We start from the raw sequence: 16,922 nt of genomic DNA, 5'->3' as shown, positions 1-16,922 counted from the left end.
TGCTCTAGCGATATTGAAAATTATTGGCCTACATCTAAAAACACATTCGGATTGACCGAGTCACCGTAAATTGGTTTTAAGGTTTCATCATAAATTTTATTAATTTCACCACTTGTTCTGAGCTGCTTAATTTCAGTATTGAACCAATTCAATAATTGGGTATTGCCCTTTTTAACTGCTGGTGCAATAAACTCTTGATCACCAATGGACTGAATACCAGCAACATAACTTGGGTTCTTCGCGGCCCATGCCAAAGCATATGTACTATCTTGTGAAATCGCGTCACCACGACCGTCGGTTAAGGCTTTAAAGGCATCCGAGTTTCTTTCAAACTTGAGTAAATTTACTTTTGGATAATGCTTGGTAAAGTAGGTATCTGAACTTGTGCCTTTATTTACAATTAAGGTCTTACCTTCTAATTGGGCAATGTCAGTAATCGGCTTGGCTTTAGGCGAGACAATACCAAAAGCACCTTTTAAATAAGGCTCGGCAAAATCTACAACTTCCTTGCGTTCAGGCGTTACCGTAAACGTCGCAAATACAACATCGGCGCGATTCGATTTTAAAAACTCCACCCGATTTGAAGCTTCAGTCACAATAAACTCAACTTTCTTTTCATCACCGAGCAAATCTTTAGTCACACGTTTTGCTAAAGCCACATCAAAGCCCTGGTTATTCCCCGCACTATCTACATAACCAAACGGCGGATCATCGGCAAAAACAGCAACTCGTAGAACTCCATTTTTTTTGACTTGCTCTAAAGAATGGTCTTCTTGAGCATTACTTGCCTGTTCAGTTGTTGGCGTTTTATTACATGCAGTTAACAACACCCCAGCAACAGCAAGACTGCTTAATATTTTTATTGAATTACGTTTAAACATTCACTTCCTCATGATTCAAATAATAAAAATTTAGTACGACAAAATATTTAAGAAAGCTTTCGCTCGTTCTGTTTTTGGCTGTTCAAAAAATTCTTCTGGTGAAGCCTGTTCAATAATCTTGCCCTTATCCATAAAAATAATGCGGTCAGCAACCTTACGGGCAAAGGACATCTCATGTGTCACAATCAACATGGTCATTCCTTCATTCGCTAACTTGAGTACCACATCAAGCACTTCTCTGACCATTTCCGGATCAAGCGCAGCGGTAATTTCATCAAGTAAAATGACTTTAGGTTGCATGACCAGTGAACGGACAATGGCTATACGCTGTTTTTGTCCACCTGAAAGCTGGCGTGGATAATCAAGTTTTCGCTCAAACAGACCCACTCGCTTTAACAACTCATCTGCGACTTGTTCAGCTTCATCGCGGTGGCGTTTTTGTACTTTGAGTGGTCCGAGCAAAATATTGTCAATGACGTTCATATGCCCAAACAGCTCATAGTTTTGAAAAACCATGCCAATTTTTTGACGAGCATTAGTCCAGTCCACATCTTTACCAAGCACACCTGAACCGGTTAAACGGATTTCACCGCCCTGAATCGGTTCTAAGCCGTTAATACAGCGCAATAAGGTACTTTTCCCACAGCCCGATGGACCTAAAATAACAACCACCTCTCCTTGTTCTACATCCAGATCAATGCCCTGTAAAATATGACTTTGTGCAAATGATTTCTGTAATTGTTGTATCGATAACAAAGGCATAATTACTCCCAGACCTTTTCTAAATGTGCCGCCAAACGAGATAAGGGATAGCAAATCAGAAAATACAAAATAAAAATAAAGCCATAAATCCAAAGAGACGCGCTCGGCACGGTCAACAGCGAATTTTCAATAATTTGCTGGCCAACTTTAATGACCTCGACCACACCAATCAGGACTGCCAAAGAGCTGGTTTTCACCATTCGAGTAAATAAATTAATCGCGCCTGGTGTTACTCGTTTTAGACTTTGCGGAAAAATGACATAGATCAAAGCTTGAACATGAGTTAGTCCAAGCGCATAGGCCGAATCACGTTGATGCTGATCAATTGAAGTAATGGCTGCACGGACCAAATCGCCCATTTCAGCCGTACCCCATAAAACAAACACAACAACGCACACCCACATTGCGGAAAACTGCCAGTTAAACCATGTCGCAAAGCCGAAATAAAACACAAACAGCAAAACTAAAATTGGAATGATTCGAATGGCTTCTAAGTACAGGCGGCACAGCGCTTTAACGACTATATTTTTAGAGGTCATAATGACGCCGAAAACTGTGCCGAAAATTGCAGAGAAAAACACTGAAATAAATGCAATTTTTGCAGTTGCCCAAAGTCCCCACATTAAACGTTCGAGGTGACTCGCTTGAAATAAATAATCAAGTTCCATGGCTCACCTTCCGACTTCTGTGCTCCAGATAGCTGGTTAAAATAGACACGGGCAATAAAATAATGAGATAAGCCATGATGAGTAAGAACAAAGCTTCGGTGGTTTTATAGTCCATGCCAATTAAGTCTTTGGTGACAAAAAGCAATTCAACGACAGCAATTGCACTGACCACAGAACTTTCTTTAATTAGAAATAGACAATTTGCCCCTATTGCTGGAATTGAAATAGCAAGTGCTTGAGGGAAAATGACATATCTAAAAATTTGAATCGGTTGTAGACCAATACTTTTTGCAGAGTCAATCTGCCCTTTTGCAACAGACTGCAAACCTGCTCGGAAGGCTTCAGCCATATAGCTTCCACCTAAGAAGGTCAGTCCTATCACACCACAAGCAAAACCATCGATTTTGATGCCAAGCTTTGGCAAACCGTAATACAAAAAGAACAGTTGAATTAATAAAGGGGTATTTCGAGATAACTCAATATAGAACTGGGCAATTCTATTTAGCACCCGCACGCGATATGTGATTAAAATGCTGCAAATTAGCCCTACAATAATCGCCAAAATAATGCTGATAATTGAAATCTTCAGCGTGGTCAAAGTTGCAGAGAAAAATTGCGGCAACACACTATGGATATACTGCCAGTTCAAGGAAAATTCCAAAAATAATATTAAAACGTTATAAATATTTAGCTTTCATCAGCCATTAAATATTTGTGCAACGAGTTTATTTTTTTCCCAATTGGTCTAAAACTATTTTTATTAGATAAGCTTTTCTATAAGTTTGATAAATTCGATCTGGCAATCGAAAATCTTCGAATCAGTTGAATACAATCGCTCAAAACATATTCACTCAAATAAATATGAATGATATAGCCAATAAAAAATCGGACACCAATGCCCGATTTTTTATTAAATGATTTTTAATCTATTGCTTACTTTCTAAGTACATCGCCAATGCTTGGGTCTTTATCAAAAACCGATTTAGCATATGGGCAAAGCGGAATTACTTTTACGTCTTTTTCACGAACAAAAGCCACCAAGGCATCAAGTAATTGGCGACCTACGCCTTGTCCACGATAATTTTCATTCACATCTGTAGCATCAATAATTAGCATGCTTTCGCCTGCCCATGTATAAGTCATTTCGCCTGCAACGGTTTCACCATCAAGTAAGCTAAAGCTGCCGTGTTTTGTATCATCTTTTTGTTGAATATTCACAATGAATTCCTCGTATTACGACTCATATTTATTTAGAAATGACTTTGTATAATCTTTATCTATAAGAACAAATCTAAGTGTAAAAAAATAGCCTGTTTTTAGCAGCGAGTCTGTATGCTTTTTAAATACAATTCATGCATAAAATTCATAATTCTATTCGTAATTCAGCGTCTAATCCTCTCAAATCATTGTTGTTAAGCTCTGCGACCAGATTTTATTCATTTCATTTATGAAAATTCAATGGTTTTGAGATTGGAACTTTTATGTCTTCTTTTCATCATATTGAGCAAAGCACATATGAACATTCAATACCTGCCTGGGGTGCCGTCTTTGTAATGTCACTCTGCTGCGCAGTATTAATTGCATCTGAGTTCATGCCCGTAAGTTTACTCACCCCCATCTCTATAGATTTAAATATGAGTGAAGGCCAAGTGGGCCAAGCAATCGCAATTTCTGGTATTTTTGCTGTGATGACCAGCTTATCGATTAGCCGTGTATTTAAGGCATGGGACCGAAGTCATATCATTTTATTACTCACCCTACTGATGATTGTCTCTGGCATAGTCATTACATTTGCCCATTCTACGGCTTTGTTTATGTTGGGTCGTGCAATCTTAGGCGTAGTTATTGGTGGTTTTTGGGCAATGTCGACATCAATTGTCATGCGACTCGTTCCTCCGCTTTCAGTACCTAAAGCACTCGGTTTATTAAATGGCGGAAATGCTCTAGCCACCACAATTGCAGCACCATTAGGAAGTTTTTTGGGTTCAATTATTGGCTGGCGTGGTGCTTTTTTCTGTATTGTCCCCATCGCGATTGTTGCACTTATTTGGCAATTTAAAAGTATGCCTTCTCTTCCTGCAATATTGTCAGTTGAGAAATCTAAAAATCCATTTGGTTTACTAAAACGCCCAATTGTACTTTATGGGATGACCGGAATTTTATTACTCTTTATGGGCCAATTTGCGCTATTTACCTATCTACGCCCATTTCTAGAAACCGTTACTCATGTCGATGCGACAATGCTATCCATTTTATTATTAATATTGGGTTTAGCAGGTTTAGTGGGTACATTTGTAATTAGTTTAATCCTCCACCAACATGTTTATCGTTATCTGATTCTTATTCCATTCATCATGGCATTGATTGCTGGAGCTTTTGTGCTAGGTGGTGAGCATTTATGGTTTGTTGCCATATTGATGGGTTTATGGGGCTTTATTGGAACGTCGGCACCTGTTGCATGGAATACATGGCTTGCCCAAACACTACATCAAGATGCCGAAATTGGTGGTGGTTTGATGGTTGCGATTATTCAATTTGCAATTACTCTAGGTGCAACTATAGGTGGATTATTATATGACTCACATGGCTATAGCGCCACGTTCTATATGAGCGCAACTATTTTGCTATTAGGCGCAATTACTGCATTTCTCACATGGCGAAATGCTATTCACGTAGCACATCAATAACCAACCGTAACGCAGGTGAAAGTTGTCTTCGATGTGGATAGTACAAATGGTATCCAGGAAACTGGATACTGTACTCTTCCAAAACTTGAATCAGCTTCCCCTCTTTTAAATCTTCTCGAATCAAATCTTCGGGAATATAAGCAAGTCCAAATCCAGCTCTAACCGCCTCGACGATATCGTAGCTTTCATTAAATATCCATTGCCCCTGAATTTTAACTTTTGTTTCTTGACCATCTTTCACAAATTCCCACGCATACACGCTGCCTTGGGTGGTTAAACGATAGCCAATACATTGATGATTGATTAAATCTTTAGGAGTATTAGGAATTCCATATTGTTCAAAATATGCTGGTGTTGCTATTACCGCCATTTTGACATCTGGACTAATACGTACTGCAATCATGCCATCAGCTACGCGGCTTCCGAAACGAACGCCTGCATCAAAGCGCTCTGCCACAATATCGACCATCCCACTATTGGCAGTTAGTTCAACTTGCACATCTGGGTAATCACCCGCAATCTTTTTAAGTTTTGGAATCAGCACTTCCCGTATCGCATGGCTACTAGCATTAATCCGAACCGTACCAGCGGGTTGGTCTCGAAATGAAGTTAAAAGGGATAATTCATTATCGATTTGGTCAAAACTAGCACTAATCGTTTGTTTCAACCTTTCGCCTGCTGCTGTAGGTGAAACACTACGTGTAGTTCTGGTCAGGAGTAACATTCCCAAACGTTCTTCTAAACCCCGAATCGTATGGCTTAGCGCAGATTGTGAAATTCCCATTTTCCCTGCGGCTTTAGTAAAACTACCCTCTCTTGCCACCATTAAAAAAGCATAAAGATCATTATAGTTTTCTTTATTTATCATCTGCTTTATCTCTTATTGGGGAGTCAACCTCATTATAAAGGATAAAACTATTCATGAATATTACTCATAAGTCCATGTTTGTTTTTTAGACTAATTATTAAAAAGAAGATTCGTTAAAATCCATCTCAAGCAGTAAATATGAAGATTTAAATAAACTGAGGCGATTATTATGAGTCATTTTATTATTGTAAAAAATTAATAAATTCCACTCATATCTTTACGTTAAAGAATAAATAGCTTCATTGCTTTTATGTGCTTTTTCTTAAAGAAGCGAGGTGAATTGATATGGTTAGTTATAAGTTTTTTAAAGGCTTAGTCAGCCTATGTGTTTTGTTCTCAGTGACTTCCGCTTCTTATGCAATAAAGCCTCAAGGTAAAAATCAACAAAGGGGATCGATGATGAAAATCCGTATTGATATTGATGGAACACAGCAACCGCTATTTGCCACATTAGCCATGTCACCTACTGTTGAAGATTTTGCCAAGCAGCTTCCACTGACATTAATACTTAAAGATTATGACTCCACTGAAAAAATAGCTGATTTACCCACCAAGCTAACTACGCAAAACGCGCCTCATGGATATGCCGGAAAAGCAGGTGATCTTACCTATTATGCTCCTTGGGGTAATCTAGCTTTTTTCTATAAAGATTCTCATGTTGGTTATGCCAATGGCCTCATTTTTCTTGGACAACTAGATGCTATTCCCCAAGCATTCAAGCAAAAACAACCCATCAAAATTTCAATTTCACAAATTAAATAAGCATGCACCTACTCACCCATTCACATTGTTTAAATTGAGGTATTTATGAGTACATCTCCCTTATTTAAAAAGCTTAAAACCCATACGGCGGCTGCAATTTGTGCAGCAACTATTGGTCTATTTTCTTCAAATTCAGCTATGGCGGCCGATATGTCTAATGGTGCGAATAACTTTTATCAAAGTCAGCAAGTGACTATTCAAAAAGTTACTTTTAAAAATTAATACAACATGGATATTGTCGGCAATCTGGTTATTCCCAAAAATTTGAATAAAAAGACTAAAGCCTCTGCAATTGTAATTGGTCACCCTATGGGGGCTGTAAAAGAGCAAAGCTCTATGCTTTATGCACAAAAACTGGCTGAACAAGGTTTTGTGATCTTAGCAATTGATCAATCATTTTGGGGTGAAAGCGCGGGCCAACCAAGAAATGTTGTGGCACCAGACATTTATGCAGAAGCGTTTAGTGCCGCTGTAGATTATTTGGGAACACAATCTTTCATTGATCCTAATAATATTGGTGTACTGGGTATTTGTGGAAGTGGGAGTTTTGTCATTAGTGCAGCAAAAATTGATCCGCGTATGAAAGCGATAGCAACTGTCAGTATGTATGATATGGGCGCAGCAAACCGCAATGGCTTACGTCACTCACAAACCCTAGAGCAGAGAAAGCAAATTATTGCAGAAGCCGCTGCACAGCGTTACGTTGAATTTAAAGGTGGTGAAACCAAATATACCAGCGGAACTACGCATGAGCTAACAGCAGATACACACCCTATTCAACGTGAATTTTACGACTTTTATCGTACTCCACGCGGAGAATATACGCCTAAAGGCTCATCGAGAGAGCTTACAACCCACCCAACTCTCACCAGTAATGTCAAATTTTTAAACTTCTACCCATTTAACGACATTGAAACGATTTCACCACGTCCGATGCTATTTATTACAGGTGATCAGGCCCATTCAAAAGAGTTTAGTGAGGAAGCTTATAAACTCGCAGGCCAACCTAAAGAGCTTTACTACGTTAAAGGCGCTGGACATGTTGATTTATATGATCGGGTCGATCTCATTCCATTCAATAAATTAACCAGTTTCTTTAAACAAAACTTGAAGTAATACAGATGATAGAGGCTCAATACGGGCCTCTAGCTTTTTAATTAACTTTAATGAAACTCTTGTACCAGACTATTAATGTGAGCCACAGCAGCAGTTCGGTTTTCAACGCAAAGTTTTTCAAAAACATGCTCTAAATGCTTGTTCACCGTCCGTGGGCTCAGCTCCAAAATTTCTGCAATATCTTTATTGGTTTTGCCTAACAACAACCAGTGCATGACTTCGGCCTCACGTTGAGTCAACTGTGGGCAATATTTCAAAATATCAGCCATTTCCAAAGCCGGCGTAGAAGTCTTAATCTGTATCAGATAATTTTTTGCCACGCTTGGTTCAGTTTGCCACGGTGTAAGTAATAAAAGCTGTAATTGCTGAGATGGAGTTGAATAAGAACAGCTGGTTAATTTTTTAGAGTCTTTTTCATTTTCCAAGTCTGAAAACCAAGCTTTTAAGCCTGCTTCAAAACCTTCTAATTCAGGTAAATATTGATTCAGTAGATCACTGGCTTTTTGAGTTTTCCAAACAATTTTACCTTGAACATCTAGCGCAAGAATGGCTGTTTCCGTTGCATCAATCACCTGTTTTTGCTGTTGCAATAGTTTGGCATGTGCCAAATGTGTTTTTACCCTTGCTAATACTTCTTCAATATTCAAAGGTTTGGTTACATAGTCCACCCCGCCAACCTGAAAACCACGAACAATATGCTCTGTCTCAGACAAACCTGTCATAAAAATAACGGGAATAAACTGTGTAATTGGACTCGCTTTAAGCTGTATACAACTTTCAAAACCGTTCATATGTGGCATATTGCCATCGAGCAAAATCATATCTGGTAAGCATCGGTGGGCGATTTCAATTGCACTCAACCCATCAGTTGTGACAAGTACGCGATAACCTGCCTGATCTAGACTTTCATGTAACAAGCCTAAATTTTCCGGCACATCATCCACAATCAGAATAACAGCCTGCTCGTTTGGCAAAGCTTGCTGAAAAGAAACATGTTGCGTACTCATTGCTTATCCTGAATCAATCGTTGCGCGTGTTTTAAATCAAACTTTTGAATAGCCTGTTCAAGCTGTTCCCATAACTCATCATGCTCCGGAAAATTTTGACGACATTGCGTTAAAGTCTGTTGAATTCCACGAATGTAGCCTTGTCCAATTAAATCATTTAATTGCTGCAAGCTTTGTGTTAAATCAAACAGATCATTATTTTCCGATCGTTGGATTGGCGTATGAACAGCGCTTTGCTCTTGCTTAAACACTTTTACATCCAATGCTTGAACTTCATTATTTTCAAGGTTTGCATCTGATTTGGAATCAATCCAAACTAAACCTAACTTGTCTCCAATTTTACTCAGCAACAAATTAAGATCGATTGGTTTTAACATAAAGTCTTCACTTAAGACTGCATCTTGTGGATTGACTTCACGCTCGCCTGCATTGGCCGAAATAATTAAGATCGGCACATTGGTAATATTATTCTGGCGCAATAATCGTGCTGTTTCCCAGCCGCCCATCAAAGGCATATTTAAATCCATCAAAATCAGGTTAGGTTGAAAAATAGGTACTCGTCTTAAACAGTCAATGCCCGACTCTGCTTCTTCAATCATAAATCCCAAAGGTTTGAGAAAATTAGCAACTAAGCCTCGGTCCACCGCTTCATTATCGACAACCAAAATTCGTTTTCGTTCGCCTTGATAGCCTGTGATTTGGTTGGAGTAAACATTAGAAATTGGATGAACTACTTCTTTTGAAGGTAAATAAAACTTAATCTTAAATTGTGAACCCTGATTGAGCTGACTACTCACAGATAGCTGTCCACCGAGTAAATCGACCAATAATTTTACAATTGGAAGCCCAAGCCCTGTTCCAGTAAATCCGCCTTGCACAACATTGCTGCCCCGTTCAAACGGGTTAAAAATTCGTTCTAAATCTGCCTCGGCAATACCACAGCCCGTATCTCTAATTTCAAAATAAGCTGTTTGAAAACGATACTCAACTTTCAAAGTAATTGTGCCGCTCGTCGTAAATTTTAAAGCATTGCCCAGTAAATTGATGAGCACTTGTTCTAAGCGTTTTTTGTCCGTACGCACATAGTGCGGTAGGTTCTCTCCAATTTCATAAACAAACTGTAAATTCTTCTGTTCAAACTGTGGCTGAAACATTTGAATAATCTGTTCTATAAAATTAGGGAAATGAACATCTACTACATTTAAAGAAATTTTACCTGTTTCAATGCGTGCTAAATCTAGTAAGCCGTCAATGAGTGAAGTTAAATGCTGCCCACTACGACTAATCACGCCGAGCGCCATTTTGCCTTGTTCTGAGAGCTGCTCTTGTTTTTGAAGTAATTGGCTATAGCCCAAAATACTATTTAGAGGTGTTCTTAGTTCATGGCTAATGCCAATGACATAACGGCTTTTTGCATCATTTGCTCGCTCTGCTGAAATTCTGGCATCTTGCAGGTCTTTTGAAGTGAGTTCATGGGCAGCAATTTCATCAATCAATAATGCTGTTTGTTGGTGTGTTTCAATTTCGGCATTACGACGGCTTTCATCGTTTAATACGAGCCACCACGCAGCTACACTCATCAATAAAAATAAAATAGTGTAAATTTTGACAAACAGCGTAAATAACTGAGGAACAGCTGCCGCATTAATTGTTTCTAAGTAGGTTTTCTCTTGGATATAAACCAGACTCAAACTCACTGCCAAAACAATAGACAATCCTAGAGTCAGCAATAGATACAAACTGACCCTGCTATTTAAACGACTCGCCCAACGTTCAGGTAAATAGTGCCAAATGGCTTTTTTTAGTTGTACTGACCAACGTGCATCAGGTTTACATAAATCGTGGCAGCGTGCTTCAAGTGAACAGCATAGAGAGCAAATCATACCGTTATAGGCTGGACAGCCCGCCATATCGGCAAGTTCATAGTCCCTTTCACATACTACACAGTTAGCAACCGAAGTCGCCTGAATTTTTTCAGGCTGGCGTGCGATGTAATATTTGCCTTTGGTTAAGTAAGCAATAATAGGAACACATAACACCGCACTCCCCAGAGCAATGAAACTCGCCAATCCTTTTGCCATGAGTCCAAAAAAGCCCAAATAGCTAAGCATCGATAACACTGAGGCAATCAGTAAAGCACCCACACCTACGGGGTTAATGTCGTATAAATAAGCACGGCGGAATTCAATTCCCTTTGGGCTTAAGCCTAAAGGTTTACAGATAATTAAATCGGCAACAACGGCGCCAATCCATGCCAAAGCGATATTGCTATATAGTCCCAAAATGCGTTCAACCGCATGGCTAATCCCCATTTCCATCAAAACAATGGCAATAAAAACGTTAAACAGAAGCCAGACAATTCGCCCCGGATGGCTGTGAGTTAAACGGGCAAAAAAGTTTGACCATGCCAATGATCCAGCGTAGGCGTTGGTCATATTAATTTTAATTTGCGCCAAGCAAACCAGTGCTAGAGTCAATATTAACGCTAGCTGAGGGCTTGGAATAAATTGCTGATAGGCAACCCAATACAGATAAGTCGGATTGTCTAGTTCAGAGACAGGAATAAACAGTTGAAAAGCCAACACCATGAGCAGCATACCCATCAAAACTTTTAAAAATCCAAAAATTATCCAAGATGGACCACCTAAAAAAACGGCAAAACGCCATGCAGTTCTGTTTTGTTCTTTTTGCGGTAAGAAACGTAAATAGTCGGCTTGCTCACCAATTTGGATCACAAATGAAAAAATAAGGGTGCACGCCGCACCAAAGTAATACAGATTAAAATCGGTCGAGTTTGAAACTGCCCCAACAAAATGCAGACTACTACTTAAAATTTGTGGTTGTTTCCAAAGTACAAAAAACCACGGTAATAACAGCAATAAGAGCCAGATTGGTTGTGTGATTGCCTGAACTTTATTAATAAAACCAATACCTTTGACCACTAAAGGCAAAATCACTAAGGCAGAAATTAAGTAACCAATAACTTGCGGAATGCCTAAGGCAAGCTCAAGTGCCATCGCCATAATGGCAGCTTCAAATGCAAGTAAAATAAAGGTAAAGCTGGCATAAATTAGAGATGTAATGGTCGAGCCAATGTAGCCAAAACCTGCACCACGAGTAAGCAAATCGACGTCTACATTATATTTTGCAGCGTAGTAACTAATCGGCCAACTGGTTAAAAATATGATGGTACATACAACAATGGCTGCCCATACTGCATTGCTAAAGCCATACTGCCAAAGCATGGTCGCCCCAATGGCTTCCATCGCCAGAAAACTAACGGTTGAAATTGCGGTATTGGTAACGGTCCAAGGTGACCATTTTCGTACCGAGGTGGGTGCATAGCGGAGCGCATAATCTTCGATACTTTCATCTGCCACCCAAATATTATATTCACGGCGTGTTTTGATCACACGTTGTGGCGCTTGTTGGGGGCGTGAAGAATCTGGCATAACACTCATATTTCGGATGTGGCTGCATTAAACCCAGCAATCCTTATGCCAAAAGTCATTTATCATGGCGATTTTCTCAAATACGCACATATACGCAAAATAACGTATTTTCAATTTTTCCCAAAAATCACACACTCAAATCCATCAAAAAACAATGATCAATATTTGTGTTGATTGACCGAAAATGATTGGGAGATTGATGTTATGAGTGTATCTGAACATCCAAATCTGGACACTGTGCAAGGTACAGATTCACAAAAAGCAGTGAATGAAACCTTAGAAGATTATACTTTACGTTATGCTCCACACAGCTTTCGGCGCTGGAGTCCCAAAGTTGTCGCTATTACTGCACTTGGTGGTATTGCCTATCTTGCTGACTTTTCTATTGGTGCCAGTATTGGTATGTCTTACGGAACAACTAATGCTGTTTTCTCCATTTTATTTGCAGCGATTATTATCTTCTTAACTGGCATTCCTTTAGCCTACTACGCAGCGCGCTATAACATTGACCTTGACTTGATTACCCGCGGCGCAGGTTTCGGTTATATCGGCTCAGTCCTGACCAGTATCATTTTCGCCAGTTTCACATTTATTTTCTTTGCCCTTGAAGGTTCAATCATGGCGCAAGGGTTATTGCTTGGTTTAGGCATTCCGCTTTGGGCTGGCTATCTCATCTCAACCATTATGGTGATTCCACTGGTGATTTACGGCATGAAAGCCTTGAGTAAATTACAAGTTTGGACCACTCCACTTTGGCTCATTCTGATGATTGGTCCTGTGGCCTACCTGATTTATCAAGAACCTACTTTAGTCAGCCAATTTGCTACTTTTACAGGTAAAGAAGGTTTTGCAACCGTAGACATGGCAGCAATCATGTTGGGTGCTGGTATTTGTTTATCTCTAATCATGCAAATCGGTGAGCAAATTGATTACTTACGTTTCATGCCTGCTAAAACAAAAGAAAACACCAAAGCATGGTGGGCAGCCGTTATTTCAGCGGGCCCGGGTTGGGTGATTTTAGGGGCAATCAAACAAATTATTGGGGCATTTTTAGGTTTCTATTTACTTACTAAAATACCGGGCGTAAACAGTACTGAACCTGTTCAACAGTTTAATGCAGCGTTTCATGACATGCTTCCAGGTTGGGCTGCTTTAACACTTGCAGTGATTTTGGTGGTTATTTCTCAAATTAAAATTAATGTGACCAATGCTTACTCTGGTTCCCTTGCATGGACAAGTGCCTACACACGTATTAGCAAACATTATCCGGGTCGTATTGTCTTTGTGATGGTGAACTTGGCAATTGCGCTTGCTTTAATGGAAGGCAATATGTTTGCGGTATTGGGTAAGATCTTAGGGTTTTATTCAAACTTTGCGATTGCTTGGGTTGTAGTTGTTGCAACAGACATTTCAATCAACAAATATGTTTTAAAACTTTCACCGAAAGAACCAGAATATCGCCGTGACATGCTCTACAACGTAAACCCTGTCGGTATGGTTGCATTCCTTGTATCAGCAGGCCTATCAATTGCAGCATTCTTCGGCTTGCTTGGTAGTTTCTTGGCGCCTTACTCACCGCTTATCGCACTTGTACTTGCCTTTGTATTAACACCAATCATGGGCTTATTAACCAAAGGAAAATACTACATCAAGTCACACGATGACGGCATTAAAGAACCACGTTACGATGCTGAAGGTACACCTGTAGCAACGGTTTACCACTGCCGCGTATGTGAGCAAGGTTATGAGCGTCCAGATATTATGTTCTCTCACAAACATAACGGCACGATCTGTTCTTTGTGTAAAACACTCGATGCTTAAATATTCTTAAAACTAAAAAAGAAGCTTTAAAGCTTCTTTTTTATATCTGATGATTCTTAGCCAATCGGAAATAAACGTTCAGGTACTACATCTTTCATCACAATGGTTGAGATGAGTCGTTGTACACTTGGAATAGCAGATAATTTTTCATCATATAAACGCTGAAAAGCCGGTAAATCTTTAGCCACCACATGTAGTAAATAATCTGGCTCACCAAACAAACGCTGCGCCTGAATAATTTGCGGGATGTCTATCACTGCATTTTCAAACTTCTCGACGGCCTGTTTATCTCCTTCTTTAAGCGTAATAAAAACAATCGCTGAAAATTCAAATCCCACTAAATTTGGGTCGAGTTCTGCCCGATAGCCTTTGATTGCTCCCGACTCTTCTAAAGCCTTCACTCGTCTATGACAAGGAGAAATGCTCAAGCCAACTTTTTCTGCCAATTCAGTAATAGATAATCGGCCATTTAATTGCAATTCAGCAAGAATCTTTTTATCTGTGCGATCCATTTAGAAAAATTTACCCCAAATTAGTGTGATATGAGCAAACATTTAAAAGCACATTCTAAATACATGAGCATATTATTTTCAACAAGCTCGAATAAATAGGGATTTTTTCTAAACCACGAGCGAAACCTTTGGAAAATAGTTTGCCGAGATAAGCATATGGCTTTTAACATTTTTATTGCATTTTGGAGTGTCTCCATGCTTTTTATTATTACGCCAGGGGCAGACTGGGCCTATGCCATTTCGGCAGGGATTAAAGGCAAAGTCGTCGTACCCGCTGTTGTAGGTATGCTATTTGGGCACTTTATTACGATTTTATTGGTAGCAGCTGGTGTCGGTCTACTTGTAGCAAATAATCCAACTGCACTCATGATCCTAACAATTGCAGGTTCTGCTTATTTGTTATGGATGGGAATAAACTTATTACTTACCCCTCCTACTCCGAACGAGTCAGGTTCTGAAAAAGCTCAGTCATGGTTGAGCTGGGCAACCAAAGGCGTTTATGTGAGTGGGTTAAACCCGAAAGTTTTTTTGCTCTTTTTAGCTCTGCTTCCTCAGTTTATTGATACTACTGCTTCATGGTCAGTGACAACACAAATTCTTGCCTTTGGTGTTGTCCACATGATTAGCTGCGCAATAATTTACTTAATGGTGGGTTATGGTTCAGAGGCTATTTTGAAAACCAGACCACAAGCAGCACAGTTAGTCGGCCGTTTTTCAGGTGGTTTGATGGTCGTTATCGCAACGTGCTTATTGATCGGGCAAATTTAAAAGTCATTTAGCAAAAGTTACTGACTCACTTTTCGGGTCAGTAACTTGAATAGTAAAATATAAGAAAAATTTATCTCATTCGTTTGAGGTTATAAGTCACCACTCCCCAAATAACCAGTTCCTGCCCCTCTTCAATATAAATATTCTGATAATCAGGGTTTTCTGCTTTTAGCCAAACTTTAGGCGGCTTAAATTGACTATCAATCATTAAGCGCTTCACAGTGAAATCATTGTCGATGAGTGCAATCACAATATCACCCGATTTAGCGGGAATACTACGGTCCACAATAAGCGGATCATTAATATCAATTCCAGCGTCTAGCATGGATAAAGAATTGGCTTTAACAATAAAGGTAGCATTTTCATTTCTAATTAAATATTCATTTAAATCGAGCGCTTGCTCAATATCATCTTGCGCAGGCGAAGGAAAACCTGCAGCAACACGCTCTGTTGCCAAAGGAATCTGATAAATTTTATCGTTGTTTGGATGAACCTGTTGTATTTTTAGTTTTGAACTAAAATCTGTCTGGTTATCGGTTTTGACATTATTCAGTAACCAATTTTTGATAAAGTTGACTTGAGATTCAGGAACACGAATCACTTTGGTGGGTTCATTAAACTGTGCTTTACGACCAGCATTTTCCCGTGCACCGCCATGCTCGAATTCTTTTTTCTTTGGCATACCGCCTCCATCTCACCGTTCAAATCCTACACAAACAATGTAACTTGAAAAAGTTACACTTTCAAGTTGACGAAATATTTTTTTTGCATAACAATAAATCTCATGATCAGATTTTAATCCATTTTGCTTTTAACAGGGATGCTAAAACGAAAATGGCAATTTGAAGAAAATCAAAACCTATTGTGAAATAGTCCTTGTTACTGACTGTTTTGATTTTTATCAAATGAAATTCTGGACACTTAAATATGAGTTAGATTCAGTTTTTGGTATGGAGACATGCGAAATGAAAAATCAACGTGATGCAGTTTTAGGTTATGCAAATGAGCAACATGCTTACTTTATCCGTCTTATTGAAAATGATGCGGTATTAGGTGAAAGCTACGGAATTTTCTGTGAAAATCCGGAAAGTGAAGCAGCCGAAAGTATTATGACGACACTATTTTTAAAGAAATCTTTTTGGTTAAATGGCTCAGAATTTACAGATATTGTAAAAGGCCTACACCCTCTTACTCATTCATAAGTTTATAAAAATTATAAAATAAAGGAGGCATAATGCCTCCTTTATTCTCAAAAACTGTCTGCTTAAGACGTAAAACGTCCAGAGGCATCGCGTTTTTGATTACGAGAGTTTTGTCCACGGCCATCTGAACGACCACGGCGATCATCATCGTCATCATAGCGACTACGGCCTCGACTACTTGAACGACCGCGATCATCATCTTCGTCGTCATCACGGCTGCGACCACGTCCTCGGCCACCTGAACGGCCACGATCATCATCTTCGTCATCATCATAACGACTGCGGCCACGGCCTCGGCCACCTGAACGACCACGATCATCATCTTCATCGTCGTCATCGCGGCTGCGACCACGGCCTCGACCACCTGAACGGCCACCGCGATCATCATCTTCGTCATCATCATAACGGCTACGGCC

The 16,922-nt window shown here is 39.5% G+C and carries 16 protein-coding genes and 2 pseudogenes; 7 read left to right on the top strand and 11 right to left on the bottom strand.

Annotated features, from left to right (window positions below; genetic code table 11):
- Positions 1 to 20: 20 nt before the first annotated feature.
- Genes B554_RS0116140 through B554_RS0116125 form a run of 4 tightly spaced genes read right to left on the bottom strand, consistent with a single transcriptional unit; the run spans position 21 to position 2,960 of the window.
- A complete protein-coding gene (locus B554_RS0116140) occupies positions 21 to 881 on the bottom strand; it encodes a transporter substrate-binding domain-containing protein (protein ID WP_019458865.1) in 861 nt (286 codons plus the stop codon).
- 30 nt (positions 882 to 911) lie between these two features.
- The gene (locus B554_RS0116135) at positions 912 to 1,643 is read right to left on the bottom strand and encodes an amino acid ABC transporter ATP-binding protein (protein ID WP_001130360.1); all 732 of its coding nucleotides are present in this window, start codon (positions 1,641 to 1,643) and stop codon (positions 912 to 914) included.
- Positions 1,644 to 1,645: 2 nt separating this feature from the next.
- Positions 1,646 to 2,311 carry an amino acid ABC transporter permease gene (locus tag B554_RS0116130; RefSeq protein ID WP_000418066.1) on the bottom strand — a complete coding sequence of 222 codons (666 nt, stop codon included), beginning with the start codon at positions 2,309 to 2,311 and terminating at the stop codon, positions 1,646 to 1,648.
- Positions 2,301 to 2,960, bottom strand: a complete 660-nt coding sequence (locus B554_RS0116125; RefSeq protein ID WP_002114214.1) for an amino acid ABC transporter permease — start codon at positions 2,958 to 2,960, stop codon at positions 2,301 to 2,303. The genes B554_RS0116130 and B554_RS0116125 overlap by 11 nt, the downstream gene beginning before the upstream one ends.
- A gap of 63 nt (positions 2,961 to 3,023) precedes the next feature.
- Here B554_RS0116125 and B554_RS18790 point away from each other — a divergent pair, with 63 nt between their 5' ends.
- Positions 3,024 to 3,137, top strand: a complete 114-nt coding sequence (locus B554_RS18790) for a hypothetical protein (protein ID WP_078225548.1) — start codon at positions 3,024 to 3,026, stop codon at positions 3,135 to 3,137.
- Positions 3,138 to 3,244: 107 nt separating this feature from the next.
- Here B554_RS18790 and B554_RS0116120 read toward each other — a convergent pair whose 3' ends face one another.
- Positions 3,245 to 3,529 (bottom strand): GNAT family N-acetyltransferase, encoded by a 285-nt coding sequence (locus B554_RS0116120; protein ID WP_001025680.1) that lies wholly within the window; start codon positions 3,527 to 3,529, stop codon positions 3,245 to 3,247.
- A gap of 263 nt (positions 3,530 to 3,792) precedes the next feature.
- Between B554_RS0116120 and B554_RS0116115 the strand changes: the two genes are divergently transcribed.
- The gene (locus B554_RS0116115) at positions 3,793 to 4,998 is read left to right on the top strand and encodes an MFS transporter (protein ID WP_019458864.1); all 1,206 of its coding nucleotides are present in this window, start codon (positions 3,793 to 3,795) and stop codon (positions 4,996 to 4,998) included.
- Here the strand turns inward: B554_RS0116115 and B554_RS0116110 are convergent.
- The gene (locus B554_RS0116110; RefSeq protein ID WP_019458863.1) at positions 4,976 to 5,866 is read right to left on the bottom strand and encodes a LysR family transcriptional regulator; all 891 of its coding nucleotides are present in this window, start codon (positions 5,864 to 5,866) and stop codon (positions 4,976 to 4,978) included. The genes B554_RS0116115 and B554_RS0116110 overlap by 23 nt on opposite strands.
- Before the next feature lie 285 nt (positions 5,867 to 6,151).
- Between B554_RS0116110 and B554_RS0116105 the strand changes: the two genes are divergently transcribed.
- Both B554_RS0116105 and B554_RS0116100 read left to right on the top strand, forming a co-directional pair.
- Complete coding sequence (locus B554_RS0116105; protein WP_025465250.1) at positions 6,152 to 6,628, top strand: cyclophilin-like fold protein; 477 nt, start codon at positions 6,152 to 6,154, stop codon at positions 6,626 to 6,628.
- A gap of 45 nt (positions 6,629 to 6,673) precedes the next feature.
- Positions 6,674 to 7,744, top strand: a pseudogene (locus B554_RS0116100) (alpha/beta hydrolase).
- Positions 7,745 to 7,791: 47 nt separating this feature from the next.
- Here B554_RS0116100 and B554_RS0116095 read toward each other — a convergent pair.
- Positions 7,792 to 8,751: a response regulator transcription factor gene (locus B554_RS0116095; RefSeq protein WP_019458859.1), complete on the bottom strand. Its 960-nt coding sequence runs from the start codon at positions 8,749 to 8,751 to the stop codon at positions 7,792 to 7,794.
- Positions 8,748 to 12,212: an ATP-binding protein gene (locus tag B554_RS0116090; protein ID WP_019458858.1), complete on the bottom strand. Its 3,465-nt coding sequence runs from the start codon at positions 12,210 to 12,212 to the stop codon at positions 8,748 to 8,750. The genes B554_RS0116095 and B554_RS0116090 overlap by 4 nt, the downstream gene beginning before the upstream one ends.
- Before the next feature lie 195 nt (positions 12,213 to 12,407).
- Here B554_RS0116090 and B554_RS0116085 point away from each other — a divergent pair, with 195 nt between their 5' ends.
- The gene (locus tag B554_RS0116085; RefSeq protein WP_019458857.1) at positions 12,408 to 14,024 is read left to right on the top strand and encodes a purine-cytosine permease family protein; all 1,617 of its coding nucleotides are present in this window, start codon (positions 12,408 to 12,410) and stop codon (positions 14,022 to 14,024) included.
- 56 nt (positions 14,025 to 14,080) lie between these two features.
- Here the strand turns inward: B554_RS0116085 and B554_RS0116080 are convergent, their stop codons facing one another.
- Positions 14,081 to 14,536, bottom strand: a complete 456-nt coding sequence (locus B554_RS0116080) for an Lrp/AsnC family transcriptional regulator (protein WP_000376211.1) — start codon at positions 14,534 to 14,536, stop codon at positions 14,081 to 14,083.
- Between the two features lie 156 nt (positions 14,537 to 14,692).
- On the opposite strand from B554_RS0116080, the gene B554_RS0116075 reads away from it, so the two are divergent.
- Positions 14,693 to 15,304, top strand: a complete 612-nt coding sequence (locus tag B554_RS0116075) for a LysE family translocator (RefSeq protein ID WP_019458856.1) — start codon at positions 14,693 to 14,695, stop codon at positions 15,302 to 15,304.
- Positions 15,305 to 15,374: 70 nt separating this feature from the next.
- Here the strand turns inward: B554_RS0116075 and B554_RS0116070 are convergent, their stop codons facing one another.
- Positions 15,375 to 15,986 (bottom strand): LexA family protein, encoded by a 612-nt coding sequence (locus B554_RS0116070; protein WP_019458855.1) that lies wholly within the window; start codon positions 15,984 to 15,986, stop codon positions 15,375 to 15,377.
- A 283-nt stretch (positions 15,987 to 16,269) separates the two neighbouring features.
- Between B554_RS0116070 and B554_RS0116065 the strand changes: the two genes are divergently transcribed.
- The gene (locus B554_RS0116065) at positions 16,270 to 16,506 is read left to right on the top strand and encodes a hypothetical protein (protein ID WP_004702323.1); all 237 of its coding nucleotides are present in this window, start codon (positions 16,270 to 16,272) and stop codon (positions 16,504 to 16,506) included.
- Between the two features lie 62 nt (positions 16,507 to 16,568).
- On the opposite strand, the pseudogene B554_RS0116060 reads toward B554_RS0116065, so the two are convergent.
- Positions 16,569 to 16,922 (bottom strand): annotated as a pseudogene (locus tag B554_RS0116060) (stress-induced protein); the annotation flags it as partial.

It is taken from the genome of Acinetobacter sp. GG2 (assembly GCF_000292385.1).
GTDB lineage: Bacteria > Pseudomonadota > Gammaproteobacteria > Pseudomonadales > Moraxellaceae > Acinetobacter > Acinetobacter seifertii.
Note: the sequence above shows the minus strand (reverse complement) of the source record. Positions and strands in the feature narration are given on the sequence as shown.

Bases quoted from the DNA above. Each gene is read 5' to 3' on its own strand.
- B554_RS0116140 (WP_019458865.1), bottom strand. From the start codon at position 881: ATGTTTAAACGTAATTCAATAAAAATATTAAGCAGTCTTGCTGTTGCT.
- B554_RS0116135 (WP_001130360.1), bottom strand. From the start codon at position 1,643: ATGCCTTTGTTATCGATACAACAATTACAGAAATCATTTGCACAAAGT.
- B554_RS0116130 (WP_000418066.1), bottom strand. From the start codon at position 2,311: ATGGAACTTGATTATTTATTTCAAGCGAGTCACCTCGAACGTTTAATG.
- B554_RS0116115 (WP_019458864.1), top strand. From the start codon at position 3,793: ATGTCTTCTTTTCATCATATTGAGCAAAGCACATATGAACATTCAATA.
- B554_RS0116110 (WP_019458863.1), bottom strand. From the start codon at position 5,866: ATGATAAATAAAGAAAACTATAATGATCTTTATGCTTTTTTAATGGTG.
- B554_RS0116105 (WP_025465250.1), top strand. From the start codon at position 6,152: ATGGTTAGTTATAAGTTTTTTAAAGGCTTAGTCAGCCTATGTGTTTTG.
- B554_RS0116095 (WP_019458859.1), bottom strand. From the start codon at position 8,751: ATGAGTACGCAACATGTTTCTTTTCAGCAAGCTTTGCCAAACGAGCAG.
- B554_RS0116090 (WP_019458858.1), bottom strand. From the start codon at position 12,212: ATGAGTGTTATGCCAGATTCTTCACGCCCCCAACAAGCGCCACAACGT.
- B554_RS0116085 (WP_019458857.1), top strand. From the start codon at position 12,408: ATGAGTGTATCTGAACATCCAAATCTGGACACTGTGCAAGGTACAGAT.
- B554_RS0116080 (WP_000376211.1), bottom strand. From the start codon at position 14,536: ATGGATCGCACAGATAAAAAGATTCTTGCTGAATTGCAATTAAATGGC.
- B554_RS0116075 (WP_019458856.1), top strand. From the start codon at position 14,693: ATGGCTTTTAACATTTTTATTGCATTTTGGAGTGTCTCCATGCTTTTT.
- B554_RS0116070 (WP_019458855.1), bottom strand. From the start codon at position 15,986: ATGCCAAAGAAAAAAGAATTCGAGCATGGCGGTGCACGGGAAAATGCT.
- B554_RS0116065 (WP_004702323.1), top strand. From the start codon at position 16,270: ATGAAAAATCAACGTGATGCAGTTTTAGGTTATGCAAATGAGCAACAT.